General features: G+C 65.5%; 19 protein-coding genes and 1 riboswitch. Of the genes, 14 read left to right on the forward strand and 5 right to left on the reverse strand.

Translation table 11 applies throughout. The features are described from left to right. Positions 1 to 6 precede the first annotated feature (6 nt). Positions 7 to 192, reverse strand: a riboswitch (cobalamin riboswitch). A gap of 151 nt (positions 193 to 343) precedes the next feature. The 5 genes from cobU to AC07NY_RS10990 all read left to right on the forward strand — a co-directional run bounded on the left by cobU (position 344) and on the right by AC07NY_RS10990 (position 4,470). Continuing rightward, on the forward strand, positions 344 to 856 hold the full coding sequence (cobU, locus tag AC07NY_RS10970) for a bifunctional adenosylcobinamide kinase/adenosylcobinamide-phosphate guanylyltransferase (RefSeq protein ID WP_494583861.1): 513 nt from the start codon (positions 344 to 346) through the stop codon (positions 854 to 856). Beyond that, entirely contained in the window at positions 856 to 1,464 is a 609-nt protein-coding gene (cobO, locus tag AC07NY_RS10975; RefSeq protein WP_494583862.1) for a cob(I)yrinic acid a,c-diamide adenosyltransferase, read from the forward strand. The genes cobU and cobO overlap by 1 nt, the downstream gene beginning before the upstream one ends. Before the next feature lie 97 nt (positions 1,465 to 1,561). Further along, positions 1,562 to 2,026, forward strand: a complete 465-nt coding sequence (locus AC07NY_RS10980; RefSeq protein WP_492287514.1) for an MgtC/SapB family protein — start codon at positions 1,562 to 1,564, stop codon at positions 2,024 to 2,026. 171 nt (positions 2,027 to 2,197) lie between these two features. Beyond that, entirely contained in the window at positions 2,198 to 2,818 is a 621-nt protein-coding gene (locus AC07NY_RS10985; RefSeq protein WP_494583863.1) for a TetR/AcrR family transcriptional regulator, read from the forward strand. After that, positions 2,815 to 4,470, forward strand: coding sequence for an acyl-CoA dehydrogenase family protein (locus tag AC07NY_RS10990; RefSeq protein ID WP_494583864.1), 1,656 nt, complete (start codon positions 2,815 to 2,817; stop codon positions 4,468 to 4,470). Before AC07NY_RS10985 ends, AC07NY_RS10990 begins: the two co-directional genes overlap by 4 nt. Positions 4,471 to 4,474: 4 nt before the next feature. Here the strand turns inward: AC07NY_RS10990 and cbiB are convergent, their stop codons facing one another. Then, complete coding sequence (gene cbiB / locus AC07NY_RS10995; RefSeq protein ID WP_494583865.1) at positions 4,475 to 5,452, reverse strand: adenosylcobinamide-phosphate synthase CbiB; 978 nt, start codon at positions 5,450 to 5,452, stop codon at positions 4,475 to 4,477. Between cbiB and cobD the strand changes: the two genes are divergently transcribed. The 3 genes from cobD (at position 5,451) to AC07NY_RS11010 (ending at position 8,778) form a co-directional block, all read left to right on the forward strand. Then, positions 5,451 to 6,482 (forward strand): threonine-phosphate decarboxylase CobD, encoded by a 1,032-nt coding sequence (gene cobD / locus AC07NY_RS11000; protein WP_494583866.1) that lies wholly within the window; start codon positions 5,451 to 5,453, stop codon positions 6,480 to 6,482. The two genes, cbiB and cobD, sit on opposite strands and share 2 nt — an antisense overlap. Before the next feature lie 82 nt (positions 6,483 to 6,564). Beyond that, positions 6,565 to 7,536, forward strand: coding sequence for a D-2-hydroxyacid dehydrogenase (locus tag AC07NY_RS11005; RefSeq protein ID WP_494583867.1), 972 nt, complete (start codon positions 6,565 to 6,567; stop codon positions 7,534 to 7,536). A gap of 21 nt (positions 7,537 to 7,557) precedes the next feature. After that, positions 7,558 to 8,778: an MFS transporter gene (locus AC07NY_RS11010; RefSeq protein WP_494583868.1), complete on the forward strand. Its 1,221-nt coding sequence runs from the start codon at positions 7,558 to 7,560 to the stop codon at positions 8,776 to 8,778. Here the strand turns inward: AC07NY_RS11010 and AC07NY_RS11015 are convergent. From AC07NY_RS11015 to AC07NY_RS11030, 4 genes are all read right to left on the reverse strand, one after another. Continuing rightward, a complete protein-coding gene (locus AC07NY_RS11015; protein ID WP_494583869.1) occupies positions 8,770 to 9,309 on the reverse strand; it encodes a hypothetical protein in 540 nt (179 codons plus the stop codon). The genes AC07NY_RS11010 and AC07NY_RS11015 overlap by 9 nt on opposite strands. Positions 9,310 to 9,368: 59 nt before the next feature. Next, positions 9,369 to 11,033 (reverse strand): GMC family oxidoreductase, encoded by a 1,665-nt coding sequence (locus AC07NY_RS11020; RefSeq protein ID WP_494583870.1) that lies wholly within the window; start codon positions 11,031 to 11,033, stop codon positions 9,369 to 9,371. A gap of 1,068 nt (positions 11,034 to 12,101) precedes the next feature. Further along, positions 12,102 to 12,500: a hypothetical protein gene (locus AC07NY_RS11025; protein WP_494583871.1), complete on the reverse strand. Its 399-nt coding sequence runs from the start codon at positions 12,498 to 12,500 to the stop codon at positions 12,102 to 12,104. Further along, positions 12,490 to 12,837, reverse strand: a complete 348-nt coding sequence (locus AC07NY_RS11030) for a hypothetical protein (protein ID WP_494584695.1) — start codon at positions 12,835 to 12,837, stop codon at positions 12,490 to 12,492. Before AC07NY_RS11030 ends, AC07NY_RS11025 begins: the two co-directional genes overlap by 11 nt. On the opposite strand from AC07NY_RS11030, the gene AC07NY_RS11035 reads away from it, so the two are divergent. From AC07NY_RS11035 to AC07NY_RS11060, 6 genes are all read left to right on the forward strand, one after another. Beyond that, complete coding sequence (locus AC07NY_RS11035) at positions 12,760 to 12,984, forward strand: helix-turn-helix domain-containing protein (protein WP_494583872.1); 225 nt, start codon at positions 12,760 to 12,762, stop codon at positions 12,982 to 12,984. The two genes, AC07NY_RS11030 and AC07NY_RS11035, sit on opposite strands and share 78 nt — an antisense overlap. A 164-nt stretch (positions 12,985 to 13,148) precedes the next feature. Beyond that, a complete protein-coding gene (asnB, locus tag AC07NY_RS11040) occupies positions 13,149 to 15,047 on the forward strand; it encodes an asparagine synthase (glutamine-hydrolyzing) (RefSeq protein WP_494583873.1) in 1,899 nt (632 codons plus the stop codon). Positions 15,048 to 15,172: 125 nt separating this feature from the next. Next, the gene (gene asnB / locus AC07NY_RS11045; protein WP_494583874.1) at positions 15,173 to 17,110 is read left to right on the forward strand and encodes an asparagine synthase (glutamine-hydrolyzing); all 1,938 of its coding nucleotides are present in this window, start codon (positions 15,173 to 15,175) and stop codon (positions 17,108 to 17,110) included. A gap of 25 nt (positions 17,111 to 17,135) precedes the next feature. Then, positions 17,136 to 18,095 carry an NAD-dependent epimerase/dehydratase family protein gene (locus tag AC07NY_RS11050; RefSeq protein ID WP_494583875.1) on the forward strand — a complete coding sequence of 320 codons (960 nt, stop codon included), beginning with the start codon at positions 17,136 to 17,138 and terminating at the stop codon, positions 18,093 to 18,095. 7 nt (positions 18,096 to 18,102) lie between these two features. Further along, complete coding sequence (locus tag AC07NY_RS11055; RefSeq protein ID WP_494583876.1) at positions 18,103 to 19,044, forward strand: NAD-dependent epimerase/dehydratase family protein; 942 nt, start codon at positions 18,103 to 18,105, stop codon at positions 19,042 to 19,044. Positions 19,045 to 19,091: 47 nt separating this feature from the next. Continuing rightward, entirely contained in the window at positions 19,092 to 20,156 is a 1,065-nt protein-coding gene (locus tag AC07NY_RS11060) for an NAD-dependent epimerase/dehydratase family protein (RefSeq protein ID WP_494583877.1), read from the forward strand. The last annotated feature ends 27 nt before the right edge of the window (positions 20,157 to 20,183 follow it).

Below are 20,183 nucleotides of genomic sequence, written 5' to 3' on the forward strand. Positions count from 1 at the left end.
CGGTTGGATCTCTGCGGGTCGACGGCAGGTCTCCTGGCTCGCGGACTTCGCGCCCCTTGCCGCCTTCCCGGAGCTGGCGCTCCAGTGGCCGATGGCGAAGGACATCCGCTTACAGTTGCGGGGGCAGCCGCGGTCTCGCACCGCGTTCCCTTTTCACCTCCTCGCGGAGGCACCGTCACCGATCATCATTAGCCATCGCCGTGTTGCTGTGCAATGCAATGCGCGTCGCAAGGGCGTCATTCTCGGGCTTGACCCGGGAATCTCTTGCAGGAAGGGGCTCCGGTGCCTCCTTGGGGTGGAGGTGCTAGGGTCAAGCCCGCGCATGACGGCAGAGGATTTTTGAATGGAGTTGCCCCAGCTCACCCTCGTCCTCGGCGGCGCCCGCTCCGGCAAGAGCCGCCATGCCGAGGCGCTGATCGAGGCGCTACCGGCGCCCTGGGCCTATATCGCCACCGCTCAGGCCTATGACGACGAGATGCGGGAGCGCATCGCCGAGCATCGCGCGCGCCGCCCGGCGGGATGGCAGATGATCGATGCCCCGCTCGACTTGGCCGAAGCGATCGCGGCCCAGCCGGCAGGGCGCCCGATCCTGGTCGATTGCCTGACGCTTTGGCTGACCAATCTCATCCTCGCTGAGCACGACACGGCCGCCGCTCGCGAAGCCCTGATCGCCGCCTGCGAGGGCGTCTCGGCGCCGCTGGTAATGGTCGGCAACGAGGTCGGCCTCGGCATCGTGCCGGAGAATGCGCTGGCCCGCCGCTTCCGCGACGAGGCCGGGCGCCTCCATCAGGCGCTTGCGGCGCGTGCGGCCAGCGTGGTCTTCATGGTCGCCGGATTGCCGATGCGAGTGAAATGATGACGGATACTGATGACGCCGCCCGCCACAAGGCGAAGATGGAGAAGCGCAAGGCGGTGCAGGATGCCGAGGTCGCCTCCAAGACGGTCGAGAAAGGGCTTCTGATCGTCAATACCGGCCCCGGCAAGGGCAAGTCGACGGCGGCCTTCGGTCTGATCCTTCGGGCGCTCGGCCATGGCTGGCGCATCGGCGTGGTGCAGTTCATCAAGGGCGCCTGGTCGACCGGCGAGCGCAAGGCGCTCGAAGCCTTCGGCGATCAGGTCTCGTGGCACAGCATGGGCGAGGGCTTCACCTGGGAGACGCAGGACAAGGCCCGCGACATCGCCGCTGCCGAGCGCGCCTTTGCCAAAGCTAGGGAGCTGATGGCCGATCCGGAGATTCGCCTGCTGGTGCTGGACGAGCTCAACATCGCCCTGCGCTACGACTATCTGCCGCTCGCCGAGGTGGTCGAGGTTCTACGTGCCCGCCGTCCGGACCTGCACGTCGTCGTCACCGGCCGCAATGCCAAGCCGGAATTGATCGAGGCGGCCGACCTCGTCACCGAGATGACGCTGGTGAAGCACCATTTCGCAGCGGGTGTGAAGGCTCAGCAGGGGATCGAGTTCTAATAGCTTTCTTCGCCGGCTGCCGGTCCTTTGCCGCAGAACGAACGCGAACGGCCCTCGCGCGTTCATGCCCTCGATCATCGTTTGCGAGGGTGGGGCCATGAGTGGTTTTCTGTGGGGAGAGCTGGATCTGCTGCTCAGGCTGCTGGCCGGGATGGCGGCCGGCATCGTCGTGGGCTGGGAGCGGACCAACAAGCAGCGCGCCGCCGGGATTCGCACCTTCGGGCTGGTCGGATTGGGCACGGCCGCCGCCGCGACGATCTTCAGCGAGCCGCATGAGGCCGACGCTGCCAGCCGCGTCGTTCAGGGCTTGCTGACCGGGATCGGCTTCCTGGGCGCCGGCGTCATTGTCCTGCGCCGGGGGGCTTCGACGCCGACAGGGCTGACCACGGCCGCAGCGATATGGGTCACCGCCGCGCTTGGCTGTGCCGCCGGCCTCGGCGATCATGCGATCGTGGCATCGGCCACGGTGCTTGGGCTCGTCCTGCTCGCCATCGATCATTCGGTCGAGCGCTGGGCCGGCCGCGATCGGGCCGCGGATTCCGGCAACGCGCCGCCTTCCTGAGTGCTCGCGGCGCCGCGGGGGAGGGGCGCAGGGGCGCGCCTGAACGGTCTGTAGGCGATCTCGCTCAGGGCTTGCTGGGCTCGAACCCGGTCATTCTCGTTCCAGCTCTTGACGGCGGCCAGCCATCTCTTCAAATTGAATCCGAATTCAAATTCAATTTTGAGATCACCTATGGCCGGTCCGCAGTCGAGGCAACCCCGCAAGGCTGGCAAGCGCGAGGCGATCCTCGCCGCCGCGCGCGGCATCGTCTCGGAGGTCGGCTTCCACGAGACCTCGATCGCCGCGGTTGCCGCCGCCAGCGGTGTCTCGACCGGCAGTGTCTATTCCTATTTCGCCTCCAAGGCCGAGCTGATGGCGGAGATCGTCGCAGCCGTGTCGTCGCGCGAACTCGCCGTGCTGCGCGAGATCGCGGCGAGCGATGCGCCCGTCACTGAGCGCCTGACCGCCTCGGTCGAGGCCTTCGCTCGTCGCGCCTTCGCCAATCGCCGCCTCGCCTGGTCGATGATCGCCGAGCCCGCCGACCCGGCCGTCGACGCGACGCGGCTCGACTATCGCCGCGAGATCGCCGGCATTTTTCGCGCGCTCGTCGTCGAAGGCGAACGGCAGGGGGCTTTCCGTGCGGTCGATCCCGATGCCGCCGCCGCGATGATCGTCGGCGGCTTCATGGAAGCTTTGATCGGCCCGCTCTCGCCGGACCGTCCGATCACGCCCGAGCGCGGCCGCGAGATCGCTGCGGCTCTCGCCGATCTCTCCCTCGCCGCGCTGATTTCCCGTGAAGGACAGGCCGCATGACCACGCTCGACGCTTACGGCTACGACACCCATGAAGTGCTGAATCAGGCGCCGGCGCTGGCGGATTACGACGCCTTCGCCGCCGATCCGGCGCTCGGGCCGATCCTCGATGCCTTCGGCGCCGGCTGGTTCCGCGAGCAGGCGAGCGTGGTCGGCGGCCATGTCGGCTCTCAACGCGTGCAAGACCTCGCGCGGCAGGCCAACCGCAGCCTGCCGGAACTGCGCACGCATGACCGCTGGGGCCGGCGCGTCGACCAGATCGAATTCCACCCCGCCTGGCACGAATTGATGGGGCTCGCCATGCGCGACGAGTTCCACTCCTTGTGCTGGACCAAGCCGCGCGACGGTGCGCAGGTGGCGCGCGCGGCGGTCTCCTATCTCTGGAACCAGGGCGAGAACGGCATCTGCTGCCCGCTCGGCATGACCTATTCGGCGATTCCCGTGCTTCAACGCGATCCCGCGCGCTGGGCCGAGTTCGGCCGGCTGATCACCTCGTCCGACTATGATGGACGCCCGCTGCCGGCGGCGCAGAAGCGCGGCGGCACGGTTGGCATGGCGATGACCGAGAAGCAGGGCGGCTCGGACCTGCGCCAAACCCAGACGGTGGCGACCCGCAATGCCGACGGCACCTATGCGCTCACCGGCCATAAATGGTTCTTCTCCGTCCCGCATTCCGACGTCTTCCTGACGCTGGCGCGCACGGAGGAGGGCGTCTCCTGCTTCGTCGTGCCGGGCTGGCTGCCGGACGGCTCGCGCAACCGCCTGCAGATCCAGCGGCTCAAGGACAAGTGCGGCAACAAGTCGAACGCCTCCTCCGAGGTCGAATTCCGCGGCGTGATCGCCCATCTCATCGGCGAACCCGGCCACGGCATCCGCGCGGGGCTGGAGATGAACCACTACACGCGGCTCGACTTCGCCGTCGGCTCGGCCGGTTTGATGCGTCACGCGGTGGCGCAAGCCGCGCATCACACCGCCCATCGCCGCGCCTTCCAGAAGGCGCTGATCGACCAGCCGATCATGACGAATGTCATCGCCGACCTCGCTCTCGAAGCGGAGGCCTCCGCCTGGCTCGCCTTTCGCTTCGTCCATGCGCTCGACCGCGAGGGCGGGAGCGAAGCCGAGAAGCTGATCGGCCGCATCGGGGCGCCGATCGCGAAATACTGGAACTGCAAGCGCGCCACGCCGGTCGTGGTCGAGGCGCTCGAATGCCATGGCGGCAACGGCTTCATCGAGGACCACCTGATGGCGCGGCTCTATCGCGAGGCGCCGCTCAACGGCATCTGGGAGGGCACGGGCAATGTCGTCTGCCTCGACGTGCTGCGTTCGATCCGCCGCTATCCCGATTGCGTGCCGGCCCTGCTCGACGAATTGCGCGCTGCCCGCGGCAGCGATCCGCGCTACGACGCCTTCCTCGCCGGGCTGGAGACCGATCTCGTCGATGTGCTCCGTCACGAGCATCTGGCGCGCCGCTTTGTCGAACGCATGGCGCTCGCCCTCTCGGCCTCGCTGCTGATCCGCCACGCGCCGCACGCGGTCGCCGACGCCTATGTCGCCTCGCGACTGGCCGGCGGCTGGTCCGGCCATTTCGGCTCGCTGCCGCAGGGTGCCGATCTGCAGGCGATTGCCCGGCGGGCCGTGCCGGTGCCGAACTGAGACTTTAGAGCAGCGTCACGGCGGCCAATAGCGCGGCCAGCGCCCAGAGCAGCCCGCAGGCGCGCTTGTAGAGCGTGAGAGCCCGCCGGATATCGGCCGCGTTCGCCTCCGCACGGCCATCGCCCATCCAGTGATCCTCGACGCGGGTCTCGCCATAGACGCGCGGCCCGGCGAGCCTGAGACCCAGCGCTCCGGCCATGGCGGCTTCCGGCCAGCCGGCATTGGGCGAGCGGTGCTTGCCGGCATCGCGCCGTATGGCCCGCCAGGCGCTGCCGGCATCTGCCGATCCGTCGAGCGCTGCCGAGACGACCAGCAGCAGTGCCGTCAGTCGCGAGGCCGGCAGATTGACGAGATCATCGAGCCGCGCCGAAGCCCAGCCGAAGGCGAGATGGCGCGGCGTGCGATGGCCGATCATCGAATCGGCGGTGTTGATCGCCTTGTAGGCGGCGATGCCCGGCAAACCACCGACGCCGAGCCAGAAGGCCGGCGCGACGATGCCGTCGGAGAAATTCTCGGCAAGGCTCTCGATCGCCGCGCGCGACACGCCAGCCTCGTCAAGCGTCTGGGGATTGCGCCCCACGATCATCGAGACGGCCCGCCGCCCGCCTTCGAGTCCATCCCGTTCCAGCCCCTCGGCAACACGGGCGACGTGCTCGTAGAGGCTGCGCTGCGCAATCAGCGTCGAGGCGATCAGCGCGAGCGGTATCAGTCCGAGCGGGCCGAAGGAGAGGCATAGCCGCTGGATGAATGCACCTACGACCAGCGCGGCGACCACGATGAGCGTGGTCACGAGCACGCCCATGATCTCGCGGGTGATGAAGGAAGCGCTCTCGCGGTTGAACCACTGATCGAGCGCAGTGATGAGTTTCCCGATCCAGGTGACGGGATGGCCTATCGCGGCATAGAAGCGCTGAGGATAGCCGATGCCGGCCTCGATCGCGAGGGCGAGAAGCAGCAGGGCAAGGCTGACGGTGAGGTTCATGAGAGGGGCGGGCGCGATCTTGGCTGGGGACGGTATCTGGCATGGCGGCGATCTCGCCACGGCCCGCGCGCTCTTTCCGGAAGCGCCGCAGCCCTGGGTCGATCTCTCCACCGGGATCAACCCGATCCCCTATCCGCTTCCGGCGCTGCCGTTAAGCCTGTGGACGCGCCTGCCCGGCGCGGATGACGAGGCGGCGCTGATCGCGGCTGCCCGCGAGGCCTATCGCGTCCCGGCTCGCGCAGACATCGTCGCCGCGCCCGGCACGCAGATCCTGATCGAGTTGCTGCCGCGCCTCGCGCCGGCCGGTCCCGTCGCGATCCTGGGTCCCACCTATGCCGAGCACGGCCATGCCTGGCGCAAGGCGGGCTACGCCGTCAGCGAAACCGCCGCGCCCGCCGAGGCGGCTGCGACCATGATCGTGGTCAATCCCAACAACCCCGACGGGCGCGTGCAGTCGCCGGCCGAACTGGCAAGCCTCGCCGCGCATTGCGCCGCCAATGGAGGGCTACTCGTCGTCGACGAGGCCTTCGCCGATTTCACGCCCGAGGACAGCGTCGTGCCGGACCTGCCTGCTGGCACGATCGTGCTGCGTTCCTTCGGCAAGACCTATGGCCTTGCCGGCCTGAGGCTCGGCTTCGCCATCGGCGCGCCCGAGTCGATGGCGCGGCTCAAGGCGGCGCTCGGTCCGTGGTCGGTGGCCGGTCCCGCGCTCCATGTCGGTGCGATGGCGCTGTCCGATGCCGGTTGGCTCGCAGAAGCCGGCGCGGAGCGTGCCCGCGATGCCGCCCGCCTCGACGCCTTGCTGGCGTCGCATGGTCGGATCATCGGCGGCACGACCCTGTTCCGCCTCCTCGAAACGCCGCGGGCGGCCGCGCTCTTCGCCCGCCTCGGCCGGCACGGCATCTATGTCCGTCGTTTCCAGAATGCGCCGGATCGCCTGCGCTTCGGGTTGCCCGGCGCCGAAGCCGAATGGCAGCGCCTGCGCGCTGCGCTCACCTTCGATGCCCCGGAAGCATCGCCGTCAGCGTGAAGCTTGCATGCGGCGGATGCGGGGACAGGAGCCGGCGGGCCGGCTAACGTCCCTCGAACAAGGATTCGGGGAGAGACGACGCATGGCATTCCTGCCGCCGGAAGGCGACCTGACGATCGGCTTCGCCCATGCCGCCTATCAGCTCCGGGACGAGTTCCTGACGCGTGGCCGCAGCGCGAAGAGCTTCGAGGTCAACACTCTCGACGACTTGCGCGAGCGCGCGCCGGAAGCGGATGTGCTCGTCGTCTCCGGCCTGTGGCGCAACGATCTGCTGCCACGCCTGCCGAAGCTGCGCTTCATCCAGTCGATCAGCGCCGGCACCGACCAGTTCGACAAGCCGGCGATCGGCACCGCTGGCGTCCGTCTCGCCAGCGCCCAGGGCGGCAATGAGCGGGCGGTGGCCGAGCACGCGATGTCGCTGATCCTGGCGCTGACCCGCCAGATCCATTTCGCCCGGGACAATCAGGCGAAGCAGTCTTGGCGCCCGATGATCGGCGATCGCGCGCGGCGCGAGGACGAGCTCGGCGGCAAGACGCTGGTCATCGTCGGTCTCGGTCGTATCGGCTTGAGGCTGGCGAAGCTCGCGAGCGCCTTCGACATGCGCGTCATCGGCGTGCGCCGCAGCCCCGAGCCGCAGCCGCATGTCGAGGCGGTCGTCCATCCGAGCAAGCTGGCCGAGGCGGTGGGCGGTGCCGATTTCGTCGCCCTGACCTGCCCGCTGACGCCGGAGACGGAAGGGCTGATCGATGCCCGCATTCTCGGCGCGATGAAGCCTTCGGCCTTCCTGATCAATGTCGCGCGCGGCCGCGTCGTCGACGAGATGGCTTTGCTCGATGCGCTCGGCAATAGCAGCATCGCCGGTGCCGGGCTCGATTGCTTCCATGAGGAGCCATTGCCGCCGATCTCATCCTTCTGGCGCATGCCGCAGGTCATCGTCACCCCGCATAGCGCCGGCGAGACCCGCGCCTATGAAGGCAATGTCGTCGATATCCTCCTCGACAATCTGGATCGGCTGGCACGCGGCGAAGCGAGCCTGCGCAACCAGATCGTCTGATTCGGAGCAGGGATAGCGGCCATGGCTTCGCTGAGATTCGCCCGGCCGGGAGGGCCGTCGCTGATCCCGGCGCTCGGCATCACGCAGGTCTTCGGCTACGGCGCGCTGTTCTACGCCTTCACGGTGCTGGCGCCGCGCATCACCGCCGATTTCGGCTGGGCGCCGGAATGGACCTTCGGCGGTTTCGCGGTCGGCCTTCTGCTGGGTGGCGCGGTCGCTCCGATCACCGGCAGCCTGATCGATCGCTACGGCACGCGGCTGGTGATGACGACCGGCTCCGGGCTGGCGGGCCTCTCGCTCTTCGCGCTGGCCGAGGCGCGCGGCATCATCAGCTATACGCTCGCGATGGCCGCTCTCCAGGCGGTGACAACCGCCGTATTCTACGACGCCGCCTTCGCCGCGCTGACGCAGGCGCGCGGCAGCCAGGCGCGCCGGGCCATCAGCCAGCTCACCCTGATCGGTGGCTTCGCCTCGACCCTGTTCTGGCCGCTGACCTCGAGCCTGCTCGCATTTCTGGATTGGCGCGGCGTCTACCGGCTCTACGGCCTGTCGCAGATCCTGGTGTGCCTGCCCCTGCATCTTTTCTTCCTGCCCGGCCGGGTGAAGCGACCGGTCGTCGCCGAGGCCGGTGCCGCCATCCCGTCCAGCCCACAGGAGCCGGAGAAGGCCTATCTCACGGGCGATACCCGCCGCCGCGCCTTCCTGTTGCTGGCGCTGGCCTTGTCGCTGCAGGGCTTCGTCGTCTCGGCCATGGCCGTGCATATGCTGGCGCTGCTGCAGGGGTTTGGACTTAGCGCCGCAATCGCGGTGGGCATCGGCGCGATGCTCGGGCCGTCGCAGGTCGCCGGGCGCCTGACCGAGATGCTGTTCGGCCGCGGTGTCTTGCCGGTCACGACCGCCTGGGTCTCGGCCTGGCTGATGCCGCTCGGCCTCGTCCTGCTGTTGATCGGCGGCTCGCTCCCGGCCGTCGCCGGACTTTTCGCGATCGCCTTCGGCATCAGCATGGGCCTGAGCTCGATCGTGCGCGGCACCGTCCCGCTCCAGCTCTTCGGGCCGGTCGGCTTCGGCGCGACCATGGGCAAGCTCGCTGCGCCCGGCCTCGTCATCAAGGCGGCGGCGCCGCTCGCCTTCGCCATCGCGCTGGAGCGCGGCGGCGTCATGCTCTCGACGCTGCTGCTGATCGCCTTCTCGGCCCTCGCCGCCTGCGCGCTCATGCTGCTGGCGCGCGGGCGCTCAGCCTGAATTTCCGGCTCGCATCGTCCGCCACCACTGGCGCACGGCGTCGCGCGTCCGCATCGCCAGTCCATAGGCGGCGGTGGCCCGGACCCAGCCGAGCACGTGGTCGCGCACGCGCACGATCTGGCCCATGACCCAGGCAAACCAGCGATAGCTCAGAAGCTTGTCGCGGCCGGCATGGTAGATGCGCTCGACGAAGACGAAGCTCATCAGATGCGCGAAGGCGGTGACAATCAGCCCCGCCCAGAACTGCCCGCGCGCGAAGAGCAGCAGGCCGAACAGCTTCAAGGGCTCGGCAATGGCGAAGGGGATCGCCAGCGCCAACAGCACGAGAGGGCGCGGCAGCGTGGCGACGCTCTCCTCCAACCGGCGCATGATGCGCAGCTCCGCGAGCCGGCGCAGCAGCGGCCGGTAGAGCGGACGCAGGAACTCGTCGAGGATGACGAAGACGGTGATGACGGCGCGTAAAAGCGCAAGTAATCCGCGCGTCAGCGGGCCGCGTTCCCGTGCAGGTGAGGGCTGGAGATCGTCGGGCATCGCGATCCGATTCATAGGTTGCGATTTGCGGCAATTCCATGCCGCTGGCCCAGATGCCTCTAGCGGCGTGCGTCTTCCTTCAGCATCGCCACGCCCTTCTCGGCGATCATCATCGTCGGATTGGCGGTGTTGCCCGAGGTGATCGTCGGCATCACCGAGGCGTCGATGACGCGCAGGCCCGCGACGCCGCGCACTCGCAGCCGCTCGTCGAGAACGGCGCCCGGATCGTCGTCGCTGCCCATCCGCGCCGTGCCAACGGGATGGAAGATCGTGGTGCCTAGCTGAGCGGCGGCCTCCAGCAGGGCTTCGTCCGACTGGGCAGTTTCACCCGGCATGTGCTCCTCCGGGCGGAAGCGGGCGAGCGGTGCCTGTGCAACGATCCGGCGCGTCAGCTTCATCGCGTCGACCGCGACCTGCCGGTCCTCCTCCGTGTCGAAATAGTTCGGCGAGATGACGGGATTATCGCGGGGATCGGCCGAGCGCAGATGGATGCTGCCGCGGCTCGTCGGCCGGAGATTGCAGACGCTCGCGGTGAAGGCGTCGAACGGGTGCAGGCCCGAGCCCCAGCTGTCGAGCGAGAGCGGCTGGAAATGGTATTGCAGGTTCGCCGTCGCATAGTGCGGCGAGGACTTGGCGAAGGCGCCGACCTGCGACGGCGCCATGGTCAACGGTCCCGTGCGCAAGGCAGCCCATTCCAGCGCCATCAAGGGGCGGCGCCAAAGCTTGGCATAATCGCTGTTCAGCGTCTTGACGCCATGGACCTTGTAGACCGGCCGGATCTGGAGATGGTCCTGCAGGTTCTCGCCGACGCCGGGGGCATCGACCAGCGTCTCGATGCCGAAGCCCTGCAGCCGCGCCCCGCTGCCGATACCGGAGCGTTCGAGCAGGAGCGGCGAGGCGACGGCGCCGGCCGAAAGCACGACTTCGCCGTTGATCTCGGCCTTCAGCCTTTCCTCGCTCGCGGTGCCCAGTCCATGCGTGAACTCGACGGCTTTCGCCTGGCCGTTCTCGAACAGGATGCGCTCGACATGGACGCCCGTCTCCAGCCGGAGATTGTCGCGGTCGTGCCGCTCCAGCATCGGCTTGAGGAAGGCGCGATAGGCGCTGAGGCGCCGGCCGCGACGCTGGTTCACCTGGAAATAGGAGGAGCCCTCGTTGTCGCCGGTGTTGAAATCCGGGATCTTGGCGATGCCCGCGGCTTCCGCAGCGTCCCGGATCGCGTCGAGGATCGCCCAGCGCACGCGCGGATGCTCGACGCGCCATTCCCCGCCCGCCTTGTGCAGGCCACCCGGCGGCGGCGCCATATGGTCCTCGTGCCGGAGGAAATAGGGCAGCACATCGTCCCAGCCCCAGCCGGCAAGGCCGCGCTGGCGCCAGCCGTCATAGTCGGCGGCCTGGCCGCGCATATAGACCATGGCGTTGATGGCGGAGGAGCCGCCAACGACCTTGCCGCGCGGATAGGCGAGAGCCCGCCCGCCGAGCCCGGCCTGTGGCTCGGTCTGGAACAACCAGTCGGCGCGGGGATTGCCGATGGCGAAGAGATAGCCGACCGGGATGTGGAACCAGACCCAGTCATCCATGCCGCCGGCTTCGAGCACCAGGACCCTGTTCTTCGGATTGGCCGCCAGCCGGTTGGCGACGACACAACCGGCCGAGCCCGCCCCGATGACGACGTAGTCGAAGGCGCCGATCAGGCGGCGGTCGGTGGAGGCGATATCAGGCATGGCGTATCCGGCAACGCGATCAGGGGGCCACCTATCGTCGGCGGCGGATCAGCAATCTGGCATAGCTCGGAATGGGGCGACAGCGCGCAGAAATGCGCCATTCGTTGGCGTCCGCATTGCTGAAAATTCCCTCGTAGCAGGGAATTTTCAGGGCCTTTGGCGCTGACAAGTCGAAAGAATCAAGCTTCTCGGTGGCCTAAGACATTGTATTGATGACGATATTTGAGATGGATACGGTCCCGAAAGCAGGGAAACAGTGGTGGTCAACAGGGATTTTTCACAGCTCGAACAGGGATGACCTGTGTGTGTGAAGAGTTTCGGTGGCTCGAATCGGGGGAAGGTGCGAAGCGTTCTGGCTTGGTTGACAAGCACAACGCCTCTCACAAAGCAGCCCACAGTTTTCGATTTAGCCAATCACAAGTGAAGAATTTCCTGATTTATAGGGGTTTTCAGGAGGGTTAGAGCTGGTTTTGCAAAAAGATATAGTCCATAATAGCGATTACAGCCATCGCGCCTCTGATAAGTTAAATATTAACGTTTTATAATACATTTAGAACTGTGTTAATTGTTGGCCTTTCATTGATTATTATTTGGCATAGACGCCAAAAGTGCAGAGGGGATATTGCCGTTCCGGCAGCGGCAGCCTATCGGGAGCGACCTAGCATGGAGATGAGTATTGGCCGCACTGCACTTCGGGGTTGCGATAGCGCTCGGCTTGATTGGGTGGTTCGTTTTCGACTTTCTCACGGGCGTGATTGTCGCCACACTAATTGCGGGGGCTATGGTTCCTTCGGGGGTCTTTCAGATCGGTGACATCCAATCGGCTCGGAACTTTCAGCGCAGCCTAGCAATCGATCGTTATCCCCCTAGCAACCTGGTGCGCGACGAACCTGAGCAGCGCGCAGTCTTCCAAACAGGAATCTCGGCTGGACCGCTCGCTGGCGCGCAACGATGATCAGGTCGACGCGACGAGCCAGGCTCTGAAGTACCTGACCGAGAAGACGCCGACGATCTGCGAGCGTCCGCAGCGTCGTGTTCGCCCGGCGGGCTGACACGACGCTGCCGATGTTACGGCTGAACGGTGATGACGGTCATGCTGTAGCCACGTCCGGCCATACGGCCGACCATGATCTGGCGCAGCGCCTGATTGGGCCGGCCTTCGAGCACTCCAGCTTCCATCGCATCGGCGGGGCTGCGGCCCATATAGATCGGAGCTGCCACGGCCTGGGCCTTAGCGGCTTCGCCTTTGCAGATAGCGTCGTCCTGCTGGAACTGTGCGACTGCGCCGGCGTCGCTGCGTCCATCGAAGCGGTCGAAGCGTATGACGGTACGCAGGCGCTGACGGCATTGGCGAGAACAATGGTGATGATCAGTGTCGGCCAGCGGCGGCCGCGCGTGGCGTGTTGACGAGGGGTAGAAGAGGTCAAGAGTGCAAACCCCGAGAGGCCAATCAAAGTCATTGATCATCGCGGCGCCAGGCGGCTGGCTTGGCGAGCGGTCGGGACGACTTCATCTGCGGCGATGATCGCGGGAACCCGCGCGAGGTGAGCCGCCTGATGCCGGGCTTGTAGAAGACGAGTTTGTGCTCCAACTCCAGGATTAGGGTCATCATTGTCCTCCAGCGACGAAAATCGTCGGTGGAGGACGGTTCCCTTCCTATGGGCGTGCCAGTCGACTGGAAAGGTCGAGAATCGACGAAAAGCGTTGATCGGGCTACGCCGAGTGCATGATCACACCAGCGCAATGCCGAGCTGCTCGTGCCTTCCTCGATTGGAGCCAGCAGGATCTCGCGAAGGCCGCTCATCTCGGCCTCTCGACCATCCGCGACTTCGAAAAGAGCAGGCGGGTTCCGACCCATAACAATCTGCGGGGGATCAAGCTCGCCCTGGAGAAAGGGGGCGTTGAGATCGGATTAGAGAACTCGAGTGTTGCGTTGAGAGACGTGTGCTGAAGGGAACTTGAAAAACCCGGCTTCGAGCTGGCCTGACCGTGAAAGGGCAGCTGTAAGGAAAATTGTTGGGCTCGACCGATAGAGGTGTCGCCAATATAAGGCAGCGCAAGATTGTTCCTGTTGGCGGAAGAGATCGCTCGATACCGCCCCGACGAGGCTGGCTCATGTGTGGCATTTTCGGGTCGATCGGCTTTGAGCCCGACTCTCAGCGGATCGATGTCGTCGCGCACCGGGGTCCCGACGGTCGCGGCTGGGAAACCTATGTGAGCCCGAAAGGCCCGGTGGCGCTGGGGCATCGCCGCCTCGCGATCATCGATGTGTCCGATGCCGGGCTCCAGCCGATGTGTGATGCTTCGCATCGCTACTGGCTCGTCTTCAACGGCGAGATCTACAACTACATTGAGCTGCGCGACGAGATGCGTGCGAAGGGCGAAGTCTTCGTCTCTGAGTCCGATTCGGAGGTGCTTCTGCGCGCCTATGTGCTTTGGGGCGAAGACGCTCTGCCGCGGCTGCGGGGCATGTTTGCCTTCCTGATCTGGGATGATCGCGACAAGAAGCTCTTCGCCGCCCGTGATCGCTACGGCATCAAGCCGCTCTACATGGTGACGACGCCTCGCGGCGCGGCATTCGGTTCCGAGATCAAGCAGCTGCTCGGGCTGCCGGGTGTTTCAGGCCGCATGAACGTCGCTCGCATTCATGACTTTCTGGCTTCGGGAATCTCGGACCATACCTCGGAAACGATGTTCGAGGGGGTGTTCCAGCTGCGCGGTGGTGAATGCGTGGCGATCGATGCAAGCTGCGATACGGCGATCGATGTGCGGCCGCGCCGCTGGTATCCCGCGACGGCCGGCAACATCTCTCTGTCCGAGGATGCGGCTGCCGCTCGTTTCCGCGAGCTTCTGACTGAATCGGTGCGGCTGCATCTCCGTTCGGATGTTCCTGTCGGCTCGTGCCTTTCGGGCGGTCTCGATTCATCCTCCATCGTCGGCCTGATGGCGCAGATGATGGGCTCCGGTGCCGGCGGCGCGAGGGTCAACACCGTCTCCGCCTGCTATGCCGAGAAGAGCGTCGATGAGAAGCCGTTCATGGATGCGGTCGTCGCGCATGCGCACACCGAACCCCACTTCATCTTTCCAAAGGCCGACGACGTCTTCCAGCGTGCCTCCGACATCACGTGGCATCAGGACGAGCCATTCGGCTCAACCTCGATTTTCGCGCAATGGTGCGTGTTCGAGGAAGCCAGGCGGGTCGGCGTCAAGGTGATGCTGGACGGTCAGGGGGCCGACGAACAGCTCGCCGGCTATCATGGCGGCTTTTCCTACTACATGGCCGATCTGACCCGGCGGCGGCAGTTCAAGCAGTTGCTGACGACGATCCTTGAGCGGAACCGCTATCACGGCACGCCGATCGCCGACCAGATTAAGCATCATCTCGTGCCGCTCCTGCCGCGTGGGCTTGGCGGGCTGTTGCGGAGGAAGCATCGCGCCCTCACTCAGCATGACTGGCTGGGCACTGATCTGCTGCGCCAAAACGGCAATCCACGGACGGCATTCGAACTGGCCAGCGACGAGCTCGGCCTGCCGCCGGTCTCGGATCTGCGCACGCTCTGCATGACCATGACATATGGTTCCAACCTCGCCATGCTGCTGCATTGGGAGGATCGCAACTCGATGGCGCATTCCATCGAGGCGCGCGTTCCGTTTCTCGACCATCCGCTGGTCGAGTTCGATCTCGCGCTCGGCAACGACCACAAGATTGTCGGAGGCGACACCAAGCGCGTCCTCCGGCGCGGCATGGCTCATGTCCTGCCGGAAAGCGTGCGTGAGCGGCGCGACAAGCTCGGCTTCGCCACGCCCGAGCAGATCTGGTTCCGCGGTCCGCTCCGCGGTCTGGTCGAGGACGGGATCGAGAAGACGCTGGCGCGCTATCCGGGGCTGATGAATGCCGATGGTGTTCGCGCGCTGGCTAAGGAGATGCTCGACGGCAACCGGCCGCTCGATTTTACGCTGTGGCGAATCGTCAATCTTGGTATCTGGGGCGAGCGCGTCAGCGTATCTCTGTGAGAAATAGAGCGCTGGCTCGGGCATGACAATAACAGGCCAGCCTGTTAAAGACTGCGTTTGAGGATTGAATGGTCGCCCGCGGCGATGGGTGACCCCTCGGAACTCCGAAGGTCGGAAAGTTTAGCATGTGTGGAATCGCAGGTGCGGTCTCGCTGACGCGTCAGCCTATCGCGAAGCTTGCAAATGCGCTCGCGGTGATGAACCAGCTGATCGCGCATCGCGGCCCAGATGGACAGGGCGTGTGGCAGGCTCCGGGCGGGGTGTGCGGACTCGCCCATCGCCGTCTTGCCATCATCGACCTGTCGCCGGCGGGTCACCAGCCGATGATCGGCAATGACGGCACCGTCATCAGCTTCAACGGCGAGATCTACAACTATGTCGAACTGATGGACGAGCTGAAGGCCGGCTGGTCTTTCCGCTCGTCTTCCGACACCGAGACTGTACTCGCTGCCTACGCCAAATGGGGCGTCGATTGCCTGCAGCATCTGCGCGGCATGTTCGCCTTCGCCCTCTGGGATGGCGACCGGTTCTTCGCGGCGCGCGATCGCTTCGGCATCAAGCCGTTCTACTATGCCGTCGTCGATGGCGTGCTCTATTTCGCCTCGGAGATGAAGGCGCTGCTGCCGGTGCTGCCGGAGGTGGCGACCGATCCGGATGCGCTGGCCGAGTACATGACCTTCCAGTACACGATCGGCGAGAACACCCTCTTTAAGCATATCCATACGCTGCTGCCCGGGCATGCACTGACCGTGGAGAACGGCGAGGTCAAGGTCTTCCGCTACTGGGATGTCCACTACGAGATCGACTGGGACCATACCCCTCGCTGGTTCGGCGAGGAAATGCGCGGCCGTCTGGCTGATTCGATCAAGGTGCATCTGCGCTCGGATGTGCCCGTGGGCGCCTATATCTCGGGCGGCATCGATTCCAGCCTGATCGGCATCCTCGCCGGCCGGGAAAAGTCCTCCGGGCGAATCGGCTTTCACGGCAAGTTCACCGAATTCGAAGGCTACGACGAAAGCGCCTATGCCGAAGCCGCCTGTCGGGACGGCGGCATCGAGCTGCACCAGATCGACATCACGGCGAACGACTTCCGCAACAATATCGAGAAGGTGCTCTACCATCTCGACACGCCGGTCGGCGGGCCCGGCTCCTTCCCGCAATACATGGTTTCGGAACTGGCGGCCCGCCACGTCAAGGTGGTCCTCGGCGGCCAAGGTGGCGACGAGATCTTCGGCGGCTATGCGCGCTATCTGATCGCCTATCTCGAACAGGCCATCAAGGCATCGATCGACGGCACGCAGCGCAACGGCAATTTCGTCGTGACACCGGAATCGATCATTCCGCATCTGACGGTACTGCAGGAATACAAGCCCCTGATCCGCCAGCTCTTCTCCAAGGGCCTGTTCGGGCCGCTGGACGAGCGCTATTTCCGCCTCATCGACCGCTCGGCCGACATGGAGAACGAGGTCGACTGGTCGGCCCTTGACCGGGCCGGCGTCTTCTCGCGCTTCCAGGCGATCTTCAATTCCGAGCGGAACGTGAAGAAGGAAGCCTATTTCGACTCGATGACGCATTTCGACTTCAAGTGCCTGCTTCCGGCGCTGCTCCAGGTCGAGGATCGGATGTCGATGGCGCACGGGCTGGAATCGCGCGTGCCACTGCTCGACCACTCCGTCGTCGAGTTCGCCGCGACCATTCCCGCGGACCTCAAGTTCAAGGGCGGCCAGATGAAGCACTTCATCAAGTCGACCTTCTCCGGCGACCTGCCGCAGGAACTGGCGCAGCGCCGCGACAAGATGGGCTTCCCCGTGCCGCTGAAGGAATGGTTCTCGGGCGAGCTCAAGGACATGGTCGCCGACATCTTCGCGACGCAGAAGAACCGTCACCGCGAGTTCTTCAATTCCGACGCGATCCTCGCCAATTTCGACAAGGCCGAGCGCTTCTCGCGCAAGACCTGGGGGCTGCTCAGCCTCGAGCTCTGGCAACAGATCTTCCACGACCGGGCCGCTTCGTACCGGCGCATGCTCGACGAGGTCGAGCCCGCCCAGGTCGCGGCCCAGTAACTCCAGCACTCACGGGAACTAGACGATGAAGGTCTTCATTACGGGTGGCTCCGGCCAGGTCGGCTCGACGGCGGCAGACATGTTCCTGGCGCGGGGCGACACCGTGATGTCGCTCGAGAATTTCTCGACCGGCAGGCGCGACAACCTGCTCGACCAGGAGAATCTGACTCAGGTCGAGGGCTCGATCACCGACTGGAAGCTGATCGACCAGCTCTTCTCCGACTTCAAGCCCGACGTCGTCGTGCACACCGCCGCCTCCTACAAGGACCCGGAGGATTGGGAGACCGACGCCCTGGTCAATGCGGTCGGCGGCGCCAACATCGCCAAGGGCTGCAAGCTGCACAAGGTCGGACGCCTGATCTATTTCCAGACCGCGCTCTGCTACGGCACCAAGCCGCTGCAGCAGCCGATCACACTCGACCATCCGATCGATCCGGTGAACTCGAGCTATGCGATCTCGAAGACCGCCGGCGAGCATTATGTGCAGTTCTCGGGCGTCGATTGGGTGACCTTCCGCCTCGCCAACGTCATCGGCCCGCGCAACGTCTCCGGCCCGCTGCCGATCTTCTATGGCCGCCTTGCCGAGGGGAAGAAGTGCTTCGTCACGCCGGCTCGCCGCGACTTCTGCTATGCCGGCGACCTCGCCAAGGTCGTCGTCCAGGCCGCCAACGGCAAGGGCAACGGCACCTATCACTTCTCGTCCGGCAAGGACGTGGCGATCAAGGAGCTCTACGACGCCGTCGTCAAGGCGATGAAGCTCAACGATTATCCGGAGCCCGAGGTGAAGCCGCTCGGTCCGGACGATGCGGCCTCGATCCTGCTCGATCCCTCGCGCACCTTCGCCGATTTTGGCGATATCGAGTTCACCCCGCTCGACGAGATCGCGCGGCTGTCGGTCGAGCGGTGGGAGAGGGAAGGTGTCGTCGGCGGCTACACCCACCTCAAGGAAGCCCGCGCCGACATCAAGACCGCGGCCAAGGGCTGAGGCGACGATGCATATCCTGATCACCGGCGGCGCCGGCTGCCTCGGCTCGAACCTGACCGAGCGCTATCTCGAAGCCCGGCACGACGTGCTCGTGCTCGACAACTTCGCCACGGGCCACCGCGGCTCGCTGCCGGAAGCACATCCAAGGTTGGCCGTCGTCGAGGGCAATGTCCAGGACCGCGCCCTAGTCGACAAGCTGTTCGCCGAGTTCAAGCCGAGCCACGTCATCCATTCGGCTGCAGCCTACAAGGACCCCGACGACTGGCTCGAGGATACGCGTACCAATGTCGAGGGCACGATCCATGTCGTGGAGGCGGCCAAGGCCGCCGGCGTACAGCGCTTCGTGAACTTCCACACTGCGCTGGGCTATGGCCGACCGGACGCGCTGCCGATCCCGGCCGATGCGCCGGCCCGCCCCTTCACCAGCTACGGCATCTCAAAGCAGGCCGGCGAGAACTATCTCGCGGTCTCCGGCCTGCCCTTCGTCTCGCTGAGGCTCGCCAATGTGACCGGTCCCCGTCTGGCGATCGGCCCGATTCCGACTTTCTATACACGCTTGAAGGCCGGGAAAGGCTGTTTCTGCTCGAAAACCGTGCGCGACTTCATCGACATGGACGATTTCTTTTCGGTGATGGATGCGGTGATGGCCGAGGGCGCGCCCAGCGGGGTGTTCAACGTCTCGACGGGCACCGGCCATACGATCAAGGAAATCTTCGACATCGTCGTCGACCATCTCGGGATCACGCTCAGCGAACCGGTTCCGGAAGTCGAGCCGGGCGCCGATGACGTCCCCGCCGTCGTTCTCGATCCCTCCCAGACGATCGAAACCTTCGGCTGGCGGCCGCGCTACTCATTCGAGCAGACGATCCGGCGCATGCTGGCCTGGTACGACACCCATGGCGTGACCGCGATCTACAGCCACCTCAAGGCGCCGCCGACCAAGGCCTGATCGCCAGCGGCTGCCGCGCCCTCCCCTTCTCCCGGACGGATATTCCCATGACCGAAAGCTTTGCTGGCAAGAACGTGCTGGTCGTCGGCGGCGCCGGCTTCGTCGGCTCCAATCTGGTGAAGCAGATCCTGCGCGAAAAGCCGCGCAAGCTGACGATCGTCGACAACTTCCTCTCGGCCGATCCGGTCAATGTGCCGGACGACCCGGCCGTGAAGCTCGTATCGGGCCCAATCACCAGCGATCGCATCCTGGCCGAACTCGACGACGATCTCGATTACGCCTACCACCTCGCCTGCTTCCACGGAAACCAGTCGTCGATCCACGATCCGCTTATGGATCACGACAACAACACGCTGACGACGCTGAAGCTGTTCGAACGGCTGAAGGACATCAAGTCGCTGAAGAAGGTGGTCTACTCCGCCGCCGGCTGCGCCGTGGCCGCCAAGACCTTCGACGGCGCCACGGCGACGACCGAGGAGGCGCCGGTCTCGCTGTTCCATGACAGCCCATACTCGATCTCGAAGCTGGTCGGCGAGATGTACGGGAACTACTACTTCACCCGGCACGGCCTGCCCTTCGTCAAGGCGCGGTTCCAGAACGTCTACGGTCCGGGCGAAATCCTGGGCGCGGGCCGCTGGCGCGGAACGCCGGCGACGGTCTGGCGTAATGTCACCCCGACCTTCATCTGGAAATCGCTGCACGGCGAGGCCCTTCCGGTCGAAAACGGCGGCATTGCCACCCGCGACTTCATCTTCGTCGAGGATATGGCGCGGGGCCTGATGGCCTGCGGCCTGAAGGGCGAGCCGGGCGAGATCTACAATCTCGGTTCGGGCGCCGAGATCTCGATCCGCGAGCTCGCCGAGCGCATCAATGCCGCGACCGGCAATGCGACGCCGATCGCCCTGACACCGGCACGCGACTGGGACCGTTCGGGGCAGCGTTTCGCCTCGACCGACAAGGCCCGCGAGAAGCTCGGCTTCGTCGCGCAGGTGCCGCATGAAGAGGGCGTCCGCCGCACGGTCGAATGGACGAAGGCGAACCGCGCGACCGTACTGCGCTGCATGACGCAGCATGTGCATTTCGTGCCTGATGTGCGGAGATACGCGATTTGAGACCGCGTCTCTCCTGAGATGCGGATC

It is taken from the genome of Allobosea sp. GW821-FHT09G06 (assembly GCF_059416005.1).

What these genes read in the sequence shown, in the direction of transcription:
- asnB (WP_494583873.1), top strand. Translation starts at nt 13,149, where the DNA reads ATGTGTGGCATTTTCGGGTCGATCGGCTTTGAGCCCGACTCTCAGCGG.
- AC07NY_RS10980 (WP_492287514.1), top strand. Translation starts at nt 1,562, where the DNA reads ATGAGTGGTTTTCTGTGGGGAGAGCTGGATCTGCTGCTCAGGCTGCTG.
- AC07NY_RS10990 (WP_494583864.1), top strand. Translation starts at nt 2,815, where the DNA reads ATGACCACGCTCGACGCTTACGGCTACGACACCCATGAAGTGCTGAAT.
- cobU (WP_494583861.1), top strand. Translation starts at nt 344, where the DNA reads ATGGAGTTGCCCCAGCTCACCCTCGTCCTCGGCGGCGCCCGCTCCGGC.
- AC07NY_RS11060 (WP_494583877.1), top strand. Translation starts at nt 19,092, where the DNA reads ATGACCGAAAGCTTTGCTGGCAAGAACGTGCTGGTCGTCGGCGGCGCC.
- AC07NY_RS10985 (WP_494583863.1), top strand. Translation starts at nt 2,198, where the DNA reads ATGGCCGGTCCGCAGTCGAGGCAACCCCGCAAGGCTGGCAAGCGCGAG.
- asnB (WP_494583874.1), top strand. Translation starts at nt 15,173, where the DNA reads ATGTGTGGAATCGCAGGTGCGGTCTCGCTGACGCGTCAGCCTATCGCG.
- AC07NY_RS11010 (WP_494583868.1), top strand. Translation starts at nt 7,558, where the DNA reads ATGGCTTCGCTGAGATTCGCCCGGCCGGGAGGGCCGTCGCTGATCCCG.
- cobO (WP_494583862.1), top strand. Translation starts at nt 856, where the DNA reads ATGACGGATACTGATGACGCCGCCCGCCACAAGGCGAAGATGGAGAAG.
- AC07NY_RS11005 (WP_494583867.1), top strand. Translation starts at nt 6,565, where the DNA reads ATGGCATTCCTGCCGCCGGAAGGCGACCTGACGATCGGCTTCGCCCAT.
- AC07NY_RS11055 (WP_494583876.1), top strand. Translation starts at nt 18,103, where the DNA reads ATGCATATCCTGATCACCGGCGGCGCCGGCTGCCTCGGCTCGAACCTG.
- cobD (WP_494583866.1), top strand. Translation starts at nt 5,451, where the DNA reads ATGAGAGGGGCGGGCGCGATCTTGGCTGGGGACGGTATCTGGCATGGC.
- cbiB (WP_494583865.1), bottom strand. Translation starts at nt 5,452, where the DNA reads ATGAACCTCACCGTCAGCCTTGCCCTGCTGCTTCTCGCCCTCGCGATC.
- AC07NY_RS11050 (WP_494583875.1), top strand. Translation starts at nt 17,136, where the DNA reads ATGAAGGTCTTCATTACGGGTGGCTCCGGCCAGGTCGGCTCGACGGCG.
- AC07NY_RS11015 (WP_494583869.1), bottom strand. Translation starts at nt 9,309, where the DNA reads ATGCCCGACGATCTCCAGCCCTCACCTGCACGGGAACGCGGCCCGCTG.
- AC07NY_RS11020 (WP_494583870.1), bottom strand. Translation starts at nt 11,033, where the DNA reads ATGCCTGATATCGCCTCCACCGACCGCCGCCTGATCGGCGCCTTCGAC.
- AC07NY_RS11025 (WP_494583871.1), bottom strand. Translation starts at nt 12,500, where the DNA reads ATGATCAATGACTTTGATTGGCCTCTCGGGGTTTGCACTCTTGACCTC.
- AC07NY_RS11035 (WP_494583872.1), top strand. Translation starts at nt 12,760, where the DNA reads ATGATCACACCAGCGCAATGCCGAGCTGCTCGTGCCTTCCTCGATTGG.
- AC07NY_RS11030 (WP_494584695.1), bottom strand. Translation starts at nt 12,837, where the DNA reads ATGAGCGGCCTTCGCGAGATCCTGCTGGCTCCAATCGAGGAAGGCACG.